Raw genomic sequence first — 19224 nt, 5'->3', positions numbered from 1 at the left:
CTAGCCGTGCTTAATAAAGATCGATCCGCCCCAAGGAAAATCGCTTGGATACCGCTTTACGGCTGATGATGGTCGCGCTGGGCGGTGCCATCGGGGCGACGCTGCGCTACACCATTGGCATGGCGTGCGAACGCAGTTGGGGCGCGGGGTTCGGCTACGGAACCCTGCTAGTGAACGTCTTGGGGTGTTTCCTGCTCGGAGCGCTCATGCACCCGAGCTGGATCGCTGACGTCCGCTTCGGGCCGCATGGCCATGCGGCGTTGACGGCAGGCCTGCTCGGCGGGCTCACGACATTTTCCACCTTTGGCTACCAAACGCTGCGTCACGTCGAGTTGGGCCAACCGGGACTAGCGCTTGCCAACGTGGGCTTGAATGTGGTGCTGGGCCTCGCCGCCGCAGCAGCAGGTCTTGCCGTGGCCAAAGGGTGGAGCTGACGACCGCTTGTCATTTGAACAGGCGACGCAAGCTCACTCCGAGTCGGTCTGGCCTTTGAGCATGGCAGAGGTCAGCTCCACGACGATGTCGTTGATCTCCCCCTGTTCGACGCGGAATCGGCCGGTCGGCACGGTCACGCGCGAGAAACGCTGCCCCTTGCCTTCGGCAAGATTCACGACCGTAACCCAATGCTCGCCAACAACAGCGCCGTCATCCTGCTTATAGGTGCTGAGCGTAAACCGGCCCTCGCTATCGAGCAGTCCGAAGGCGGCTTTGCCCGCTTCGATTTCGCCCGCCGCTGCGACCGGTGCGAACATCACCTTGGCGTTGGAGAGCGGCTTGCCGTCGAGCGTGACCTGCCCCTCAACTTGCGCTAGCGGGAACGGAGCGCTGTCGCAGCCGATTGATACGCACGTCACACCAACCGCCACAAGCCAAAACGCTGCTTTGATCGCTGCGGAAGGGCTCCGTAACTTACGCCGCAAATTGTGCTTGGTTGGGATTTCACAGTCCATTGATAATCTGTCCGTCATGGCGATGGCCCAGCAGGGCGTAGATCCGTACATCGGTATTCTCGGAGAATAGCCGAACCGATCCATCGACAAAACAGAACTGCACTCCGCCCGGGTGCCAGCCCATCGCACAGTCGTCGCTCTTGCGGCCTCCTGGCAAGCGGAGTTCGTCGAACTCGCTAAGGGGAAGCGCAATCCCCGAAAGGTTGCAGTTGATCGGATCACGCGTTTTGAACAAAACGCTGCCATCCTCTTCGTAGCTGCCGATCCACGTTGGAAAATTCTTGGGGGCAACCGTGTAAGCTGACTCGCCGACGGCGATCGTCTTGCTCGTGCCATCGGTCACGTCGGTGATGCTGATCCCCAGCTTGGGTTCGCGCTGGATGGTGTCGAGCACGCCATCACCATCGTAGTCGTTCTCCGTGCAGGGGCCCTCTTTTTGCGCCTCGGCGGTTCTAAGAAACATGCCCCGGTCGCACGATCCCCGCGACCCCTTGTAATGGCTTACCGCATGCCCGACGTGCATGAATGGCGCACTCGGAGTGGGGCTGAGGTTCGACCGATAAAAGCTGCTATCCACACCAAACTCGGGCATCTCTACCGACGGGCACAGAAAGGTACTGATGCGGGTGTCGGCAGCGGATAGGGGCAGCTTGCCCAGATTGTTTGCGACCGCAAAGATCATTGGCTGCCACGGATTTCCCCGAAAATCGAACGTGAAACCACCGGTCGAGACCACCAGATCATTGTTAACGAGCCGGTCGTTCACCGCTTGCTCTTCGATGAACGGCAGAAGTCGGCTGGCCCACCCCAGGCCATCCTCCTCCGTGAATCCGGCAGGTATTGGTTCTGGCTGCGAGTAAACGCCGCGTGGGAACTCGCCGTAGGTGTCGTGGTGATTAATCAGCGCCAGACCGACCTGCTTGAGATTGTTCGAGCACAGCGATCGTCGGGCCGCCTCGCGCGCCGCCTGCACCGCGGGCAGCAGCATCGCAATCAGTATGCCGATGATGGCGATCACCACTAGCAGTTCAACGAGGGTAAAGCCGCGCGGACGCGACGTGCTTGGATTGATCAATGCCGGAGATTCCTTCCTTACGCGAAAAAATATTTGCATCGAAAACGAGAGCGCTTATAGACCCTCTCAGTTTTGACGACGGCCCCGTGAACCCATCGCCGTCACGGCACCGATCAGGCTCACGAGGATCCCTGCTGTCGGTTCAGGGATGGCCCGCGAGAACGACAGGCTGCTGCCCGACGATCCGGGCTGGCCGAAGTTGGCGGCCCAGAGGGCGTAGTCGGCGCTATCGACGACGAAGTCGTGATTGGGATCCGCGGCCGGATGATCCGACTCGCTCGCAGGAAACAAGCCACCCGGGCCGGTCTGGCCAAACGTGTCACGCCACACGGTGTAGTCCGCGATGTCAACGTAACCATCGCCCGTAAAGTCACCCGTGATGAAGTTGGGGCCCCCGATCGTGTCGGTCAACCGCGTCCCGTACGGAACGTTCTTGCTCGACTCGAGGATCGGCACTTGCGGGGCGGGCGTCGCGGGGTTGCCGTCGCTTGCCGGGTGGTCGGGGATCGTTCCGGTAGCGCCCGACTGCCGATAGTCGGCCCCGCCGATGAAGCCCGAGCCCGGGTTATCGGTGATGTTCGAGACATGCCAATCGGCTGCGGTTTGACCCGTTGAGTTGCCCCAACGGCCGAGGTACTCGATCTCAAACGGCAGCACAACGAATGTTGCGCCCGGTTCAATCAGCGGCTGAAAGCCGTTGGGGATGCCCTCGACGGGCCTGGCGCCGAAGTTGATGGGGGCGTAAGAGCGGGCCGTGAGCGTTTCGTCCTCTTCAGCGATCGCGACCGCGTCCAGAACCTGCCAGCCAATCTTGCCCGTGGGCACGTCGAGTCCGTCGTTGCCAAGATCCAGGTCCTCGCCGACCACGGGCGCGGCACCGCTGGCGTTGCGGATCAGCATCGCGGTGAAGGCACCGTTTTCGATCCGGCCGTTGCCCCCTTCGTCCGTATGGCCGACGGTGCTGTTGGCACCACTGCCAAAGCCGGGGTCGGCACCAAAGATGAGATCCGGGCCCGCGTTAACCAGATTGTTGCCGAGCGGATTGATCTGTTCCGGTTGGTAGCGAAAGTCTTTCTGACGGATCGAAAGAAAGCCGTTGCTACCTGTCGTGTAGGCCCCCAGATCAAAGATGTTATCGATCAGGCCGGCGTTGGTGATCTCGCCTTCTAGGAAAATCAGATAGTGATTCGCAAGCGACTGGTTGGGCAGCCCGCGGATCTCGATGTACTCGTCCTTGCCGTCGCCTGAGTTCGACGGCGGGTCGAACATGATCTCGTTGATGAACAGCTCGGCTGTCGCGGAGGTGGCGACAAACGAACACAAAAGGAATGCGGCGATAAACAGCTTGTGCGATACGATCTTCATGGACGAGTAGGTTCCATCGTGGAGTACCGGCCAGAGCCGGGAAGCGTATTTGGGCCGTACGAAGCGAGGCGAACCGAGATCGAGTCGAGCCATCCCGCCGGCCTCGGCGGAGGACGGCGGGATGGCGTTGGTGCGACTCGTGAAGATCAGCTGCGGGCGCGCGCCGTTGCGGCGGTCGCGAGCGTCAACAAGCAGAGCGCGATGGTTGCCGGCTCGGGGATTGTCAGCTCAGCGGTACCGGGCGAACCCACCAACACCGCGGTGTCGTTGGGGAGCCCCAGGTTGTCATTGAAAAACGGAGCCGACTCATAGGCACCGTTCAGTCCAAGAACCGACAGGGTGGCGGGGCCCATCCCGGTGGGGTCTTCGAAGGTTGCCAGATCGCCACCACCGGTGTAGTCGAACGCATCGATCAGGTCGCCAGCCGAGTTGAGCAGGTTGGCCTGATCGCCTGATTGGCCCAGGTTGCCGCCACCGTTGGTCAAACCAATTGTGATGCCAGGACCCCAGAGGGCGTTGAATTCATCCACCGCACCGAACTGTCCGTTGCCGATGTCCAACGGGTAGTTGATGGCGTCAATCGGATTGATGTCGAGCAGAAACACGGCCGACTCGCCCGGTGCCAGCGTGTAGGAAGTCAGCTGACCGGCGTTGGCAAGCGAGGGCGTTGAGTCGTCGTAGTACAAGTCACTTGTATCGCCGGCGCTCGTCCCGAAGTTGGTGACTTCGATCCAGTCTTGTGTTCCGTCCTCACCGGACAAACCAACAAAGACCTCGGTGATCTTGAACATCGGCGTGGCTAGCGCGGTGCTCGAAGCAGCAACCAACACACTAAGCATCAAAACTGACTTCATTAGTCTCTCTCCAAGGTGGGAGGATGGCGCTCGGCCATCCGTTCAGCGAGGGGCGGGGGTAGCGATTCGTTGCGTGCCCTGATAGCTGCAACGTGTCCGGATTATTCCTTCCCCAGGCCAACCGTTGATGAAGCCCCTGTTAAGAAGGCGTGATGTTTCCGTGAAGCGAGCTGCCCTGCGGCTCCCCTCGCCTGCTGGCCATCTCCCTGCACGCCGAAAGAATCGGCGCAGCGCAAAAAAAGAGCCTCGAGCGGCGGTGCCGTTCGAGGCTCTCAGAAGAATCGTTGGTTAGCGCTTCGCGACGCTTAGCCCTGCTTGATCTCGATCCGACGGGGCTGTGTCTCGGGACGCTTCGCGATCGAAACGTGCAGCACGCCGTCGTTCAGCTTGGCTTCGATCGTGTCGGGGTCGACCGTATCGGGCAGATCGAGCGTGCGGGTCACTTTGCCAAACCGACGCTCGTTGTAAACGAACTTCGGGGGCTCCGCCGCCAGGGTTCGTTCGAGCGTCAGCGTTAGCTGACCATTCTCGACCTGAATCTCGACCTTCTCGGCATTGACTCCGGGGGCGTCGATTTCAAGATGCAGCCGATCGTCGGCCTCGTACAACGAAGCCGCTCCGCCCCAGCCGCTCGCCGCAACGGCGGCTCGCGCCGGCGCGAAGAACTGACTGACAAGCGAATCAAGATCGGAAAAGGGGGGGGCCAAGTGGTTGCGAACACGATTGGTGGGGGTGCACTTATTCATGATTTGCCTCCTTCTGGAAACGGTGAAGAAAGTAAAACGATTACCCCCGGCCGGGAGGTGTTTTCTGGTAGCCCGCCGAGCAGTTCACACAGCTCGTGGGACCGAAAAACCTCTTATGCAACCGCAGTGCCAAACGCTCGTTAATCGCCGTAAGTCATTTAAATATAAAGGCTTGCAATCGACGAAGCAACATGCAGGCCGGACAAGAAGTGCCATTGTGGCGGTTGTCAGCGAGGTTTACCCGGGGCGGAAACCGCTCGCGAGATGCCAAAATGGCTCTCGATGCCGGTTTCAGGCTCGGCTGCCCTGCGAAACCACGTAAGAGCCCCCGTACAACACCGCAGGGCGCTCGGAATCGGTCCCCTCAATCTGCACCGCCAGCTCCAGCTTGGCCTGCCCTTTCTCTTGCAACATCGCAAGAAAGTAGCGCAAATCGCCCTCGGGAGGCGGCAAACAGAGGGCCGCCACATGGTCTGTATTGACCGGCTCGCGGTACTTGATGCTGCTGCGGCGGAGCACCACCGCCCCCGCGAGGCCCGCTTCGCCGAGGATCAGGTTGGTCATCCCCCAACCCGCCAAGGTACACAGCGCGTTCAGACTCCCAGCAAACGCGGTCTGATGGGGGTTGCGATTGGGCTCCAAGGGCATCGAAACCCGCAAACCCTCGGCAGAATAGGATTCCACCGTAAATCCCATCGATTTGGTGATGGGGATTTGGTCGGTGATCGTTTGGGCCAATCGCTGCAGCAGCGCTGAGCGGACCGGATCGGCGTTCGGCTCTGCGGGGGCAGAAGAAGGAATCGACTTCATCCGTGTCTGAAAGGCTAAACGATCCGGGAAGGGGGGGGGCCTGGAGCCATCGGGAGTGGCACGAGCCATCGTTACACGCCCCAAAAGCTTAAGCTAGCCGATCCCACCGAGGCCGCCCACTAAAGAGAGAGGCCGGCGGGGCTGAGAAGGGTCCCGCCCGTGTGGTAGCTGAAGTTGGAGGATTGCGTCATGCTGGGTAGATTCTAGCGAGTGGGCGAATGCCGCAAGCGCGAGGGACGCGCGCGGAACCTTCGCCCAACCCCCCAACGCACGGAGGCGTTCATGTCCAAGCCGACCGCTCGGCTGGTCCACGCCAGCGACCTGCACATCGACGCTCCGCTGAGCGGGTTGCCGATGGCCCCCGATTTTCTTCGCGAAACGTTGCGCGACGCGCCGCGTCTGGCGGCCGAACGCGTCTTTGACACGGCTCTAGCGGAAGAGGCCGATGCGTTGCTGCTTGCCGGTAACGTGATCGACCTTAAGCAAGCGGCACCGCGCGACCTGGTGTTGCTCGTCGAACAATTCCGTCGGCTAGAGAAGCGTGGCGTGGCGGTGTTCTGGGCGGGCGGAGCGATTGATCCGCCCGAAGCCTGGCCGCGGAGCACCCCGTTGCCCCCCAACGTGACGGTCTTCCCCGTGGGACGGGTCGAAACCCACGAGTTGCGAAGAGGCGGAGAGGTCGTTGCGGTTGTCCAAGGTGTGAGCCGCCGGAGCGGCGGCGATGCCGATACTTCGGGCTTTCGCCGCGACGCCCACGGCCGCTTCACGGTCGGTATCGCGTTCGGCACGAGCGACACCGCCGGCAAGGAGGGCGATCGTGTTGACTACATGGCGCTGGGCGGGCGATCACGCCGGGCGACCGTCGACCATGAACCGGGAGTGGCCCACTATGCGGGCGCACCGCAAGGTCTCACCCCACGCGACGCGGGCCCCTCGGGTTGCAGCGTCGTCCAGGTGGATGAGCAGGGGAAAGCCAAAACTCGCTTCGTCGCGACCGACTTGGTCCGCTGGCAAGAAGAACAGTTGGAGTTCACCGCAGGCGTTAGCGCCGCGGAACTGAAGGCTCGGCTCCGCGAGCGTCTCGATAAACTGCGTATCCGCTCGAAGGGAGCCGACCAGCTCGTTTGCTGGAAGCTGCACGGGGTTGGCCCGATCGTCGCGCAGCTGCGCGAAGACGGACTGTGCGAGGAACTGCTGAAAGACCTGCAACAGTACGCCGGGCGTGAACAGCCGCTGTGCTGGACGTACGCCGTGCGCTGCGAGACCCCCTACGACCCGCCCCACGAGCAACTCGATCAGGAAACGATCCTCGGAGACCTGCTGCGTCAGGTGCAGGTGCTGCGTCGCAACGACGCCTTTGCGTTGGATCTTTCCGAGATGCTCCCCAAGCCCTTGCCGATGTCCTCGCTCGCCGAAGTCGCCAAAATCCGCGACGCCACCGATCGTGCTGACCTGTTTAACCGCGCCGCCAAGCTCGGCGTGGCTCTGATGACCGAAGAGGCGTGAGCCCCGTTGCTCAAGCGCGGTCCAATCTGGCCCGCCCTCTGCCGCTGCCCCTCGTAAAACACGTCGCTCGCTCCCCGACTCAGGCCGTTCCGCTATGAAATTAACCGAGATCAACGTCGAGGGCTTTGGGGTCTGGAACGATCTGCGGCTGCGTCAGCTCTCGCCGGAGATCACGGTCTTGTACGGTCCCAACGAGGCCGGCAAGACGACGCTCATGCATTTCCTGCGGGCGATGCTGTACGGCGTCACCCCCGAGCGTCGTGAGCGCTATCTGCCCCCGCGCAACGGCGGCCAACCGGGCGGGCAACTGGGCGTTATCAGCGACGACGGCCCCTTCGAAGTGGCCCGCTACGCGGAGCGCGGCACCACCGACCGTGGCCGGGTTCGTATCACCCTGCCCGACGGCGAAGAACAGGGCGACCGCCTGCTCCGCGAAGCACTCGAATCGGTCGATGAGCGCACCTACACCAACGTGTTCGCGATCGGGCTGGACGAGATCAACGAGCTCGGTGCCCTCGAGGGGGCCGAAGCAGCCCGGTGGATCTATCGTCTGACTTCGGGCTTGGATCGGGTGTCGTTGTACGACGTGATCCAGGGCTTACGATCCAGCCGCAGGCAGCTTCTCGGCCCGGCGGGAGAGCCCTCGCTGCTGTATGAGCTGTACGCGCGACGCGAGACAATTCAGGCCGAGATCGGTGAACTCACCATCTCGAGCCGACAGTGGGCCAAGCTGGCCGTTGAGATGGATGAGGTCGAGACCCACTTCCAGCAGCTCTCGATCGAGCTGAAGCAGGCTGAGCGCCACGCTAGGCGGATCGAGCTTGCGGTGGGCCTCAAGCCGCTGTGGTCGGAACGTTTGCGGGTGGAGGAACAGCGTGCGCTGCTCGATTCGCTGCGTCCGCTCCCCGACGGGGCACTGGCGCTGCTCGACTCGCTGAATCAGCAAGCCGAAGAACATCAGCGCAAAGGAGACGTGCTGCGCGGTCAGCGACGCCAAGTGATTGCCGAGATCCGCGAACTGGGTATCAACGAAAGCCTCCGCCGCTCGTGCTGCCGATTGGATGCGCTGAGCGAGCAGCAAGAATGGCTCGAATCGCTCGAGCGCCAATCCGCCGAGCTGAGCGAAGAGGTTGAGCGGCTCGACACACGCGCCGACTCCGAGCGGGCCCGGCTCGCGAAGCTGTGGCGGCACAAACCGACGCCAGAAGCCGCCCCGGTCCTGAACGAGGACACACTCGATCATCTTCAGCCCGCTGCCGCAGCGGTCCGCGAGGCAGAACAACTCGTCGTCGAAGCGAAACGCGAGGTCGACTCCCGCCGCGGTGCCGAGCAAAAGTACGCCTCGCAGATGGAGTCGGCCATCACCTCGAGTGACAAGCTCGGCTTGCCCCCCGATATCGAGTCGGCCGGCGAACTTGTCACGACACTGCGTAAACGGCTCAAGGCCGAGCAGAAGCTTGAACAGACCCGTCGCCAAGCGATGGACCTCGAGCAATCCAACCGCGACCTGATCGAGCAGCAGGTCATGCCCATCGAGTGGTTCATCCCGCTCGCGATGGCGTTTGCGTTGTGCGCCATCATGACCTTCCTGCCTTTCTTCACCGGGGTCGAACGAAGCGCGACTTGGCTATTTTGGCCCGGGGGAGGCCTGGCGTTGCTGTTTGCCCGCTTTCTGTTCGAGGACAACCGGGCCGACCAGCTCGACGCGGTCCGCCAGCAGGTTGATCTCGCCGAGCGGCAGATCAGCGAGGCGCAGCGCGATCGCGAAGCGCTCGCCGGAGACCAGCCGATGGCTGAGGGCTCTGTCGTGCTGCGGCTACAGAACGCCGAGCGACATCTGGCGGAACTCGAGCGGATGCTGCCCGTCGAGGCCGAACGCCGTCGTGCCAAGGTGCAAGCCTCCTCGGCCGAAGAAACGCTCGCGTTGGCGAAAGAAGAATTGGTCGCGGCAGAAAAAGAATGGCGTTCGGCGTTGCGGGCCGTGGGTCTGCCGGACGAAACCACCGCCGCAGAACTTGAAAAGCTGGCCAATCAGTACCGCGGCCTGGCGGAGCTGGAGCAACGCTCGCAAGGCAAGCAAGAAGAACTCGAACGCATTGAGCGCGAGTACGCCAAGGTGGTCAAGCGTATCGAGGCGCTTGCTGAACAGGCCGATCTCGTTGTCGAAGACGCGGAGCCGCTCGACCAACTGAGTCATCTGCTCAGCGAGCAGCGGCTGCAACAGAATCGGGTCGAACACCGCAAGAAGCTCCAGGAACGTTCACGCGACCTCAAAGAGAAGCAGCAGGCGGTCGCCGCGGCAGCGCAGCGGGTTGAAGACGAGCGCCAGTCACTCTTCCGTTCCGCCTCGGTGACGGACGAGGAAGCTTACCGACGACTCGCCGCGCAGCACGATGAGGCGCGTCGTTTCGAGGAGCAGCGAGCCCGCATCTCGCGCGAGATTGTTGCCGCGATCGGCAAGGCGGGTGCGGAAGAAGACTTTGTCGAGCTGCTCGAAGGCCCCGCCGCCGGACGCCTCGACACGCTGTGGAACGAAGCCAACGCCAAGCACGAGGAGCTGGAGCAGTCGCTCCGCGATCTGGTCGCGCGGCGCGGACTGCTGCAGGCACAGCGTCAGGCGATGATCGACGACACCTCGCTTGCTGATCGGCGGGTTGAGCTCGGGCTGATCGAATCGCAGATCGATCTGGCACGCGAGCGCTGGCGCGAACGGGCGGCCGTGGGAGCCATGCTCGAACTCATCCGCAACGACTACGAGGAGCACCGCCAGCCGGAAACCTTGATCGAAGCCTCGAAGTACCTGGAGCGGCTCACCCGCGGGCGGTACCCACGGGTCTGGACCCCGCTGGCGGATGATGTCCTGCTGGTGGACGACGCGGACGGCGTCTCGCTGCCCGTGGAAGCGCTCAGCCGCGGAGCCCGCGAGCAGCTCTTCTTGAGCGTGCGGTTGGCTTTGGTGGCAATGTACGCCCGCCGGGGCGTGCAGCTGCCGATGATCTTGGACGACGTGCTCGTCAATTTCGACGACCGGCGGGCACGGATCGCGGCCGAGGTGCTCACCCGCTTTGCGGCGGACGGGCACCAACTGCTGGTCTTCACTTGCCACGAGCACGTTTGGGAAATGTTCAAGTCGCTCCAGGCCGATGTACGGCGTCTGCCCGTCCACTATGCCGACCAACTTACCGACGAAGTGCAGCCGATCGAGCCCGCTCTGATTGAGCCTCCCGAAGAGGACGAAGAGGAGCTTGTTGTCGAGGATTTCGTCGCCCCCGAGCCGGCACCGCGGCCGAAGAAGCGTAAGAAACGCCGACCCGAACCGGTTGTGGTGGTAGAACCCGCTCCCCCGGTGGCCGAGCCTCTCCCCGCGGTTGAAGCGGAGTACGGCGAGCTTGCGGCTGAGGCTGTCGAGGCCTCTTACTCGGTGATCGAACCCCTACCCGTTTTGGCACCAGCCCCCGCGCCGCTCAGGGAGCCGGCGACGGTGTCACCCGAATTGGAATGGGAGTATGCGGCTTCCGTAGACGCGCCGTACGAAGCCGAGGCTGCGGAACTCTCAACCGACGAAACGCTCTATGCCGCCGAGCCGACCGAGCGACTCGGGTGGCGTGATGACGACAGCCCCCCACAGCGCAACGGCTACCGCATTGAACCCGAGAACGCCGCGGACTCGTGGCTGGAAGAGGCAGAAGCCGCTTGGGCCAGCGTGGTCGATTGAGCCCGATTCTCCACGCCCGGTAGCACGCCTGGTAGCAGAGATCCCCTCAGGAGGGGGTCCTCCGACAAGACCCGCTTCCCCACGGATAGGACTACCGCGAAAGCGGCGTCGCGGGGCGGGGGATCACCGGGTGCCGTTTGACGGCGTAAGGTGAGGGTGCCGCACTTCTTGTTAAACCGACGTACGCCGCTTACAGGGCCGCATTGGCGTACGACGAGGGACCGCGGCGGAGGGCAGCTCGGTACTTGTTGCGCGTATCGAGGTAAGTGGTCCACACGTAGAAGTTCAATGCCAACGAGCCGATCAGCAACACGTAGACCAACCCCCTGTTGAGCGGGTCCGTTGTTTCAAGGGGAACGTTGGCATTCGTTTGCTGATTGTTCGCGGGGCTGCCTCCGTCAGTGGCGCTGGTAGCGGCAGCGGTGCCAATCGGCGGCATGTTTGCCCAACTGTTGCCGTTGGCCGGGTCCGGGTTTTGGCCCCCGTTTTGGTTGCCTTGTGGCGCAGGCCAATTCGTTGCCTGCGATGCCGAAGTCGGGATCACGCTTGGCGGCGTCAGGAGCGGCCCCCCCGCTCGACTGTTGTCGAACAGGCTTCCTCCCGAGTTCTGACGGGCAAGCGGATTGGCATTCTGGTCGTTGTAGTAGGCCGGGTTATTCGTCGGCGGGTATTGCTGACCTGAATATTGCAGAGCTGGGTTTTGCTGCTGAGCGGTTTGCTGGCTTGGGTACGATTGGCCTGGGTACGGATTTTGAGGTTGGTTGTTGTATCCCGGCGGAGTGTTTGTGGGCCCGTAGCCGGGCCCATAACCGTTGGCAGCCGGCGTTTGAGCGTTATTGCCGTAGTAGGTCGGATCACTCACCGCCTCTAGCCGGCTGGGGCGATCGAAGGTGCCATTGGTTAGCGTGGGCTCCCCGGCGAATGATTGAGCGATATTCCCGGATGTTGTTCCACCCGACGCTGAGGGATTGGGATACTGGTAGGAATAGCCGGACTGGTTTTGCTGCGGGGGCAGGTTGTTATCAAAAGGATCGGGCGGCAACGACGATCTTGGGGCGTTGGCGGAAGTACCGTCCCACGAGGGAGGGGGCGGGGTTGCACGCTGGGCCATCTCAGCCGCTTGACGCTGCCGAAAGTAATCCGGATTGCCCGCGTTGATTGTGTTCCGGCCGACGTTGCCGAGGGATTCGGCCGAGCTCTGCACGCCGTTGGCGATCCCCTCGAAGAACCCCTGAGTGCCTTGCCCCAAGTCGCTGAGTGACTGTCGCGTGGCCTCGGACAGATTGTTGCCAAACTCTCTCAGCGGACCCTGCTGGGGGGTCGCTTGGCCAAATCCTTGCTGCAAGCCCTGAACGTTGAATTGGCTCGGGTTTTGGTAGACCGTTTGACGCTTCGGCTCGGGCCACGGCACCGAATCGCCTGAGGCCTCGTCGATCACCGGCTTGGCAACCGTTTGCAGGTGCGACTCGGGATGCCCGGCAATGCCCTGCGGCAACGGGCCCTCGCCGAAGCGCACCCGTACGCTGTCGATCGGGCCAACCTCGGCTGGCACAACACTCGTCAGCTCGGTGGTGTCGCCCCGTGCGATCGAGCGCAGGTCTTCGCCCGAGAGCTGCACGATGTAGTCGTGCTTGGTAGATGTCGCGGTGACGGCATCGGAGCGGACGGGCTCCCATCCGTAGTTCACCCCGGCCAAGAAGACCAACAAGCAGGCGCTGGCGACGCTCATCCGATTCCCTCCACAAGTAACGCCGGTCATGGGGCCACCCCCCTTTCACCCGGGGTAGCGCGCAGCGCCACGCCCGATCGACGTTGTAATCCTAACGGTTGTACGAGCGCCGTGGCGAGCGTTCGACCCGATGATCTACGCTGGTGCCAGCGGCGTTTTGGCAGTCTAGCGAAAGCAGTCAAAACGCCCTAGTCGAGTCCTCCAGGGCGGCAGGCCCCGCGGATACCATTATTTCATGCGGTTTCCGACGGGGGCGTGGCGTTGAAGCTGTCCAGTTCGCGACGGAGCATGCCCAGCAACGCCTGCATAAACGCCACAAGCATCGGCCCCACGAGGATCCCTACCGGCCCCAGCAGCTGGATCCCGCCCAAGATGCTCAGCAACGCTAAGAGCGGATGCAGATTGGACTGACCATGCAGCACCAGCGGCTTGATGACGTTGTCGATGGTCGAAACGATCCCGGCTCCGTAGACCGCTAGCACCACCGCCGCAACGGTGTCTTCCTGGACGAAGAACACCCACAACGCGACCGGGATCCAAACGGCGGTCGCTCCGACAAACGGCACGATCGCCAGCAGCATGGTCAGCACCGTCAGCAGGAAGACGGGCGAACCGGCGTCGAGGGCAAACTGGTAGCCGATCCCGGCTAGCAATCCCTGCACAACGGCTGACAGCAGCGTAGCGACAACGACCGCACGGCTAACCGACGCAAACTTGACGAGCAACTCGTGCTCGTACTCGTCGTCCAGCGGTGAGAGATGCATCAGGGTTTCGATGATCTTGGGACCGTCGGCAAAGAAGTAGTAGAGCGCAAAGATCATCACCACCAAACCGATCGCCGTGCTCACCAGCGCCTGGATGCCGACCAGGCCCAGGCTCACCGCTTGCTGCGCTGAGTATCGGGCAACGGCCCGTAGCGTCGCGTTCGGATCGAACGTTTTGTCAACGTTGTCGTGGTACCACCGCAGCGGCGCGTTGGCATAAGCCCGCAGCCGATCGATCCAGCCCATCACGGGCGGATCGGCGTCTTCCTTAGCCGTGGTAGCGAGGTCGGTTGGCTCGACCGCAGGAGCGTCTGGCGAGGTGGCTGCTGCTGAGCCGGATGGCTCCGACGGGGCGGATTCGGCGGGAAGCGACTCGTTGGCAGACGTTTCGACCCTGTTGGAAGGACGATCCAGCAGCAGCGGCGAGAGTTCGCCGAGGCTCACGCCATCGTCACCGAGCGACTCGATCAGCTCGACATCGTCCTGCAGCACGGTGCGTACGATGCGGCTGGTCTCGACATAAGCCCGCCAGCCGAGCACCAGAGTAGGCACGAGCACGCCCAAAGAAACGACCAGTGTGGTGATCAAAGCGGACCGATGGGGACGACCCCCGGTGATCCGCAGGGACCATTGCTGCAAGGGTTTGAACACCACCGCCAGCACGGCCGCCAAGAACAGCGGCACTACAAAGCTGGCCATTACCCGAAAGAACAGCACGCTGATCAGCAGCACAACGGCCAAGAGCACGATCAGCGAGATCACGCGCGGGATCCCTTGAACGGGCAGGCCCCCCGCAAGCGGCGTGGGGGCGGAAGCCACGGTGGCGGCGTCCTGTTCGGCGTCGCGGTCGGGCGGGGCGACCTGGCTCGGGGTCGGCGGCTGTTCTTGAGACGGTTCGGACGCCATGCTCGGAGCTGCACCAGGAAAGACGCGGAAGTGGGTCGGGACTGCTGACGATCCTACCAGCAAGCAACGGTTGGGCGGAACGCAGACCCGGTGGCTCTCGCTCTGCTCCTTTTTTTCGCCCTCTGATCGTGATTCCGCAGGCCTCGTGACCGCTCCCGCTCCGCCCAAGCCGTCGCTCGCCAAGCACCCGTTGTGGCTGATTGCGAAGATCGCGATCTTTGCCTTGGCGATCTGGTTCGTGGGGGGCGCGTTTCGCGAGTCGTGGCACGCCCTGCAGGCCGAGGGGCTGCGCATCGATCCGCTGCTCGCGATCGCCTCGGGCGCACTGCTGATCGCGGCCCAAACCCCTTCGGCTTGGTTCTGGCGACAGTGCCTGCGCGCCCTGGGCGAGCCCGCGCCCTATCGGGCGACCGCCGCCGCGTATCTGGTCAGCCAGATTGGCAAGTACATCCCGGGGAAAGCGGCGGCCGTGGCGATCCGCATCGATCGGATGATTGGTTTCAACACCCGACCGGCCGCGATCGCGGCTTGTTCTTTCTATGAAACGCTCACGCTGATGGCGGTTGGGTGTGTGATCTCCGCCGTGCTGTTAACGCTCCGCATGGGGTCCGAACAGGGGTCACTGCCGTGGATTGCCGCCGCCTTCGCGGTGCTGTGCGTCGCTCCCACGACCCCGCCGCTGGCCAAGTGGCTGACGCGGAGGCTAGCGAAGATCGATGTCGAGCGGGCACCGCGCGGATTTACCTGGCTACTGATGGCAGAAGGCGGGATCGCCTCGCTCGCTGCTTGGACGCTGCTGGCGATGAGCGTCTGCTTGGCCGCACGGGCGGTGGGGGTTGATTCGGTCGTGGCCCCCGCCGATTGGCTGCTGGCTGCGACCCTGCCCGTGGTTGCCGGTTTCCTCTCGATGTTGCCCGGCGGGGTCTTAGTCCGCGACGGGCTGATGCTGGAGGTGCTTGCCCCCACAACAGGCCAAGCCGGAGCGCTCGCCACCGCCGTTGCCACCCGCATCATCTGGATTACCGCCGAAGTGCTGGTGTGTGTTATTCTGGTAGGTGCGTCGGCGCGGCGTACCAAACGCCCGGCTTAAGCAGCAGCCTGGCGGGCATTGGCCCTCTCCGCCGGCAACCCGCCCTCTCCCCCTGCAACCAACTGCCCCGCCTGTCATGCCCCGCGCCGTATCAGTAGTGATCCCGCTGCTGAACGAGGCATCGTCGCTGGTGGAGTTGCACCGTGAGCTGAACGCTATCGCGGAAGCGAGCGACTACGCGCTGCAAACAATCTTTGTCGATGATGGATCAACCGACGCCTCGTGGGAGGTCATCCAAAGCTTGGCTGCCCAGGATCCCACGGTCGAAGCGATCCGGCTGCGCCGCAACTTTGGCAAAGCCGCGGCGCTCGACGCGGGCTTCTGTGCAGCGTGTGCGCCGATCGTGGTGACGATGGACGCCGACGGTCAGGATGACCCCGCCGAGGTGCCGCGCCTGCTCGCCAAAATCGACGAGGGCAACGACGTCGTAAGCGGCTGGAAGATTGACCGCAAAGACCCGTGGCACAAACGCTGGCCCTCGCTAGTGTTCAATGCCTTAGTTAGCTGGCTGACCGGTGTTCGGCTGCACGATCATAACTGCGGGCTCAAGGCTTACCGCCTCGAAGCGGTCGAACAGCTACGCCTGTATGGAGAGCTGCACCGGTTTATCCCGGTCCTTGCCGCCGCTCAGGGCTTCCGCATTGGCGAGGTGGCGGTCCACCATCGCGCTCGCGAATTCGGTAAGAGCAAGTACGGCGCGACGCGGCTGATCAAGGGGCTGCTGGATCTGATGACGGTGAAGTTCCTGACCGGCTACGGCGACCGCCCGCAGCACGCGCTGGGCAGTGTCGGCCTGCTGGCCTTCGGAGCGGGGTGCTTGGGGCTTTTTTACCTGGCGTGCCGCTGGGTTATCTCACGCGTGGCACCTGGCTTCGAACCGATCCATCTGCACGAGACCGCGGCGATCTTCTACGCGCTGACGCTGTGTCTCGTGGGTGCCCAATTTCTCGCGGTCGCTTTGCTCGGGGCCATGGTCGCGGCTTCGCGTGAGAGGCCCTCTTACGTGGTGGCCCAGCACACCCTTGGCGAGGCCGCCCGCCGACGCGAGGCCTCATGACCCAGCGCGATCCGTTGCGAAACTCCCCGATCGATCCCTCTACGAGCCACAGCAACAATGCGGCACGGCTTCGCTGGGCCGTTTACACCGTCTTGATCGCCTTGGCCCTGGGCCAAGCGGCCGGCAAGATTCTTGCCGTAAACTCGGTGGACCTCCGCCGGTTAGAAGACCAACGCGTCAAAATCGCCCTCGAGCGCGAGCGCGTTCGGCTCGAGGCCGATGGCATGACGGGCGTGGCGCTCGAGCTGCGGCTCGAAGCGGTCGAGAACGAGGTCCGTGACCAGCAAAGGCTGCAAAGGCCGTTCCTGAGCGCTAACGATCGCAGCCGATGGCTCGCCATTCGCGCGCTCGCCGAGCAGGGGACCTTCGAGATCGATCGGCTGCTCGAGGAGCGCACCTGGGACACGATCGATATGGTGCAGCACGCCAATCGCGACGGTGAGCTCCGCCTCTATAGCAGCAAGCCGCCGCTGCTGATGGTGCTCATCGCGGGCCCCTACTGGCTGCTCATGCAGCTCACAGGGATGACGCTGGGCACCCATCCGTACGCGGTTGGCCGAACGCTGCTGCTGGCCATCAACGGTGGCGCACTCGCCTTGTTGCTGTCGATGACCGCGGTGCTTATCGAGCGCCACGGACGCGGCGACTTGGGCCGCCTGTTGGCGATGGCGGTCGCGTGCTTTGGCACGCTGCTCAGCGCCTTCACGCCGGTGCTTAACAACCATCTTATCGCCGCGGCGGCAACCGCGGCGGCGTGCGTCGGTTGGAGCCGCTTGCGTGCTAGCGATCAACAGCTTAGCAAGCTGTCGCTGTTAACCGGCATTGCGGCGGCGTTCGCCGCGGCGAACGAGTTACCAGCGCTCGGGCTGACGGTGCTGTTGGGGGCTTCGCTAGCGATCCGCCGGCCGCTGGAAACGCTCACCGGCTACCTGCCCGGCGCGGCCCTGGTAGGAGTCGCGTTCTTTGCCACCAATTACTGGGCTCACGATAGCTGGCGCCCCCCCTATGCCCATCGCAGCACCGTTGACCCAAGCGATAACTGGTACGACTACGAGTACACGCTCAACGGTCGAACCCGTGAAAGCTACTGGCGCAACCCGAAAGGGGTCGATATCGGCGAACCCTCCAAAGGGGTCTATGCCTTTCACACGCTGGTCGGCAAGTACGGCGTGTTTTCGCTGACGCCGATCTGGGTGCTGAGCGTCGCCGGTGGGGCCTGGCTGATCGCGCGGGGTCGGCCCCTCGATCGCGAGCTGGCGCTAATCACGCTGGCGATCACCGCGGCGTGCTTGGTCTTCTACCTGGGCCTCCGGCCGCAGGCAGATCGCAACTACGGGGGTGCCACGAGTGGCCTGCGCTGGCTGTTTTGGCTCGCGCCGCTGTGGGTGACCCTCATCCCGCCAGCGGCTCAAGGGCTCAGCCGACGGCGGGCCGGCTTGGCGCTGGCTTGCACGCTGCTGGTCTTGTCCGCCCTTTCGGCTGCCTATCCCACTTGGAATCCCTGGCAGGCACCCTGGATCGCCGATTGGGCCGATGCCCTGGTTGGCTCGTAACGCAAACGTCGGCAGCCGAAACCGTCTACCGGAACGGGCCCTAGTAGTCCGTGCTGCCGAGCGATTCGTCAGAAGTCTCGATGGCTGGCTGCGGACGCACCGCGGCACGCCGCACCGCTTCGGTAACGTACGCGACGGCGGTTGTGATCTCGTCCGTCGAGAAGTACGGCGAACGCACAAAGCTGCGGGCGGTGCCGTCCAGCTTTGCTGCCAGTTCGTCCCAACTGACCTGGCTGTTGAGATTCCACACCGCGGCCTGTGCGGCACCACGCTGCAACTCGCCGCGCCCAAATGCCTCAAGCAGCTCGATAACTGCCGGCTGTTCGGCAAGGTGCTCTTCAGCGGGAATTAGTTCATAGGGCTTGCTGGACGAAGGGACCTTCTTGCCGTGGTCAAGACACAGCAGGGGGACATCAATCTTGGCTTCTTCGGCGGGCGGAATGCTGAACTGTCCGCCACCACCGCCACCGCCCCCCAGGCCACCGCCGCCACCGCCGCCACCAACCGCTTGGCCGCCACCGCCGCCACCGCCAAGTCCGCCACCGCCAGCGCCGCCACCGCCGCCGCCGCCGAACTGCCCCAACACCGGGCGGCCGACAAAGGCGCTCGGCACACGCAGCTCAAGCGGCGTCTCGCGCAGGTTCTTGATGATGATGCGGCCGCGGTGATCGCTCTTGGCGATGAACGTGACTTCAACGGCACCATCTTCTTGGGCCGCAAACAAATCGATCGGACCGTCATCCGAGGCGGGCTCTTCCTCTGCCGATGCATCTTCGGCGAGAGCCTCTTCCTCGCCGGCCACGGCAGCCGCCTCTTCAGCAGCCTCTTCCATGGGTGAAGTCGCTTCGGTGGCGGATTCGTCCGAAGTGGCCGCGGGCACGTCGGCCGACAGCTCGGACAGCGTCGCTTCCACGACGGAGGGCTCGACAACCGCGGCATCGGCGCCGTGGGCGTCTTCACCCAACCATGCGGTTACCGCGACCAAGCTCGCCGCGAAGACCAAGTAGTACATAGCACGGGTGCTCATCGACGAGGGCTCTCGGTAGCAGGGCGTGACAAAGTAGCGGGGCATGACGGGGGGGCTCAGTGGATGACACGGGGGCG

Annotated in this window: 15 protein-coding genes; 6 read left to right on the top strand and 9 right to left on the bottom strand. The window is 63.5% G+C overall.

Features of this window, described 5'->3' with window-relative positions:
• Positions 1-44 precede the first annotated feature (44 nt).
• A complete protein-coding gene (locus Pla111_RS13200) occupies positions 45-434 on the top strand; it encodes a fluoride efflux transporter FluC (protein WP_146574917.1) in 390 nt (129 codons plus the stop codon).
• 33 nt (positions 435-467) lie between these two features.
• Here the strand turns inward: Pla111_RS13200 and Pla111_RS13195 are convergent, their stop codons facing one another.
• From Pla111_RS13195 to Pla111_RS13170, 6 genes are all read right to left on the bottom strand, one after another.
• Complete coding sequence (locus tag Pla111_RS13195; protein WP_146574916.1) at positions 468-950, bottom strand: DUF4198 domain-containing protein; 483 nt, start codon at positions 948-950, stop codon at positions 468-470.
• Positions 940-2064, bottom strand: a complete 1125-nt coding sequence (locus Pla111_RS13190) for a DUF1559 domain-containing protein (RefSeq protein ID WP_146574915.1) — start codon at positions 2062-2064, stop codon at positions 940-942. Before Pla111_RS13190 ends, Pla111_RS13195 begins: the two co-directional genes overlap by 11 nt.
• A gap of 27 nt (positions 2065-2091) precedes the next feature.
• Complete coding sequence (locus tag Pla111_RS13185) at positions 2092-3390, bottom strand: hypothetical protein (RefSeq protein ID WP_146574914.1); 1299 nt, start codon at positions 3388-3390, stop codon at positions 2092-2094.
• Between the two features lie 146 nt (positions 3391-3536).
• On the bottom strand, positions 3537-4244 hold the full coding sequence (locus Pla111_RS13180) for a lamin tail domain-containing protein (RefSeq protein WP_146574913.1): 708 nt from the start codon (positions 4242-4244) through the stop codon (positions 3537-3539).
• A 305-nt stretch (positions 4245-4549) separates the two neighbouring features.
• A complete protein-coding gene (locus Pla111_RS13175; RefSeq protein ID WP_146574912.1) occupies positions 4550-4990 on the bottom strand; it encodes an Hsp20/alpha crystallin family protein in 441 nt (146 codons plus the stop codon).
• Positions 4991-5281: 291 nt separating this feature from the next.
• Positions 5282-5869 (bottom strand): YiiD C-terminal domain-containing protein, encoded by a 588-nt coding sequence (locus Pla111_RS13170; RefSeq protein WP_146574911.1) that lies wholly within the window; start codon positions 5867-5869, stop codon positions 5282-5284.
• A 213-nt stretch (positions 5870-6082) separates the two neighbouring features.
• On the opposite strand from Pla111_RS13170, the gene Pla111_RS13165 reads away from it, so the two are divergent.
• Positions 6083-7306, top strand: coding sequence for a metallophosphoesterase family protein (locus Pla111_RS13165; RefSeq protein WP_146574910.1), 1224 nt, complete (start codon positions 6083-6085; stop codon positions 7304-7306).
• Between the two features lie 94 nt (positions 7307-7400).
• Positions 7401-11021, top strand: a complete 3621-nt coding sequence (locus Pla111_RS13160) for an AAA family ATPase (RefSeq protein WP_146574909.1) — start codon at positions 7401-7403, stop codon at positions 11019-11021.
• Positions 11022-11211: 190 nt separating this feature from the next.
• On the opposite strand, the gene Pla111_RS13155 is transcribed toward Pla111_RS13160, so the two are convergent.
• Positions 11212-12750 carry a hypothetical protein gene (locus Pla111_RS13155; RefSeq protein ID WP_146574908.1) on the bottom strand — a complete coding sequence of 513 codons (1539 nt, stop codon included), beginning with the start codon at positions 12748-12750 and terminating at the stop codon, positions 11212-11214.
• Between the two features lie 233 nt (positions 12751-12983).
• A complete protein-coding gene (locus tag Pla111_RS13150) occupies positions 12984-14420 on the bottom strand; it encodes an AI-2E family transporter (RefSeq protein ID WP_197525024.1) in 1437 nt (478 codons plus the stop codon).
• A 145-nt stretch (positions 14421-14565) separates the two neighbouring features.
• Here Pla111_RS13150 and Pla111_RS13145 point away from each other — a divergent pair, with 145 nt between their 5' ends.
• The 3 genes from Pla111_RS13145 (at position 14566) to Pla111_RS13135 (ending at position 18120) form a co-directional block, all read left to right on the top strand.
• Entirely contained in the window at positions 14566-15510 is a 945-nt protein-coding gene (locus Pla111_RS13145) for a lysylphosphatidylglycerol synthase domain-containing protein (RefSeq protein WP_197525023.1), read from the top strand.
• A 76-nt stretch (positions 15511-15586) separates the two neighbouring features.
• On the top strand, positions 15587-16567 hold the full coding sequence (locus Pla111_RS13140; protein WP_146574905.1) for a glycosyltransferase family 2 protein: 981 nt from the start codon (positions 15587-15589) through the stop codon (positions 16565-16567).
• Positions 16568-16581: 14 nt separating this feature from the next.
• A complete protein-coding gene (locus Pla111_RS13135) occupies positions 16582-18120 on the top strand; it encodes a hypothetical protein (RefSeq protein ID WP_197525022.1) in 1539 nt (512 codons plus the stop codon).
• A 40-nt stretch (positions 18121-18160) separates the two neighbouring features.
• Here Pla111_RS13135 and Pla111_RS17295 read toward each other — a convergent pair whose 3' ends face one another.
• Positions 18161-19147 carry a hypothetical protein gene (locus Pla111_RS17295; RefSeq protein ID WP_197525021.1) on the bottom strand — a complete coding sequence of 329 codons (987 nt, stop codon included), beginning with the start codon at positions 19145-19147 and terminating at the stop codon, positions 18161-18163.
• Between the last annotated feature and the right edge of the window lie 77 nt (positions 19148-19224).

This window comes from Botrimarina hoheduenensis, from assembly GCF_007859815.1.
Classification (GTDB): Bacteria; Planctomycetota; Planctomycetia; order Pirellulales; family Lacipirellulaceae; genus Botrimarina; species Botrimarina hoheduenensis.
This window is presented reverse-complemented; position numbering and strand designations above follow the sequence as displayed.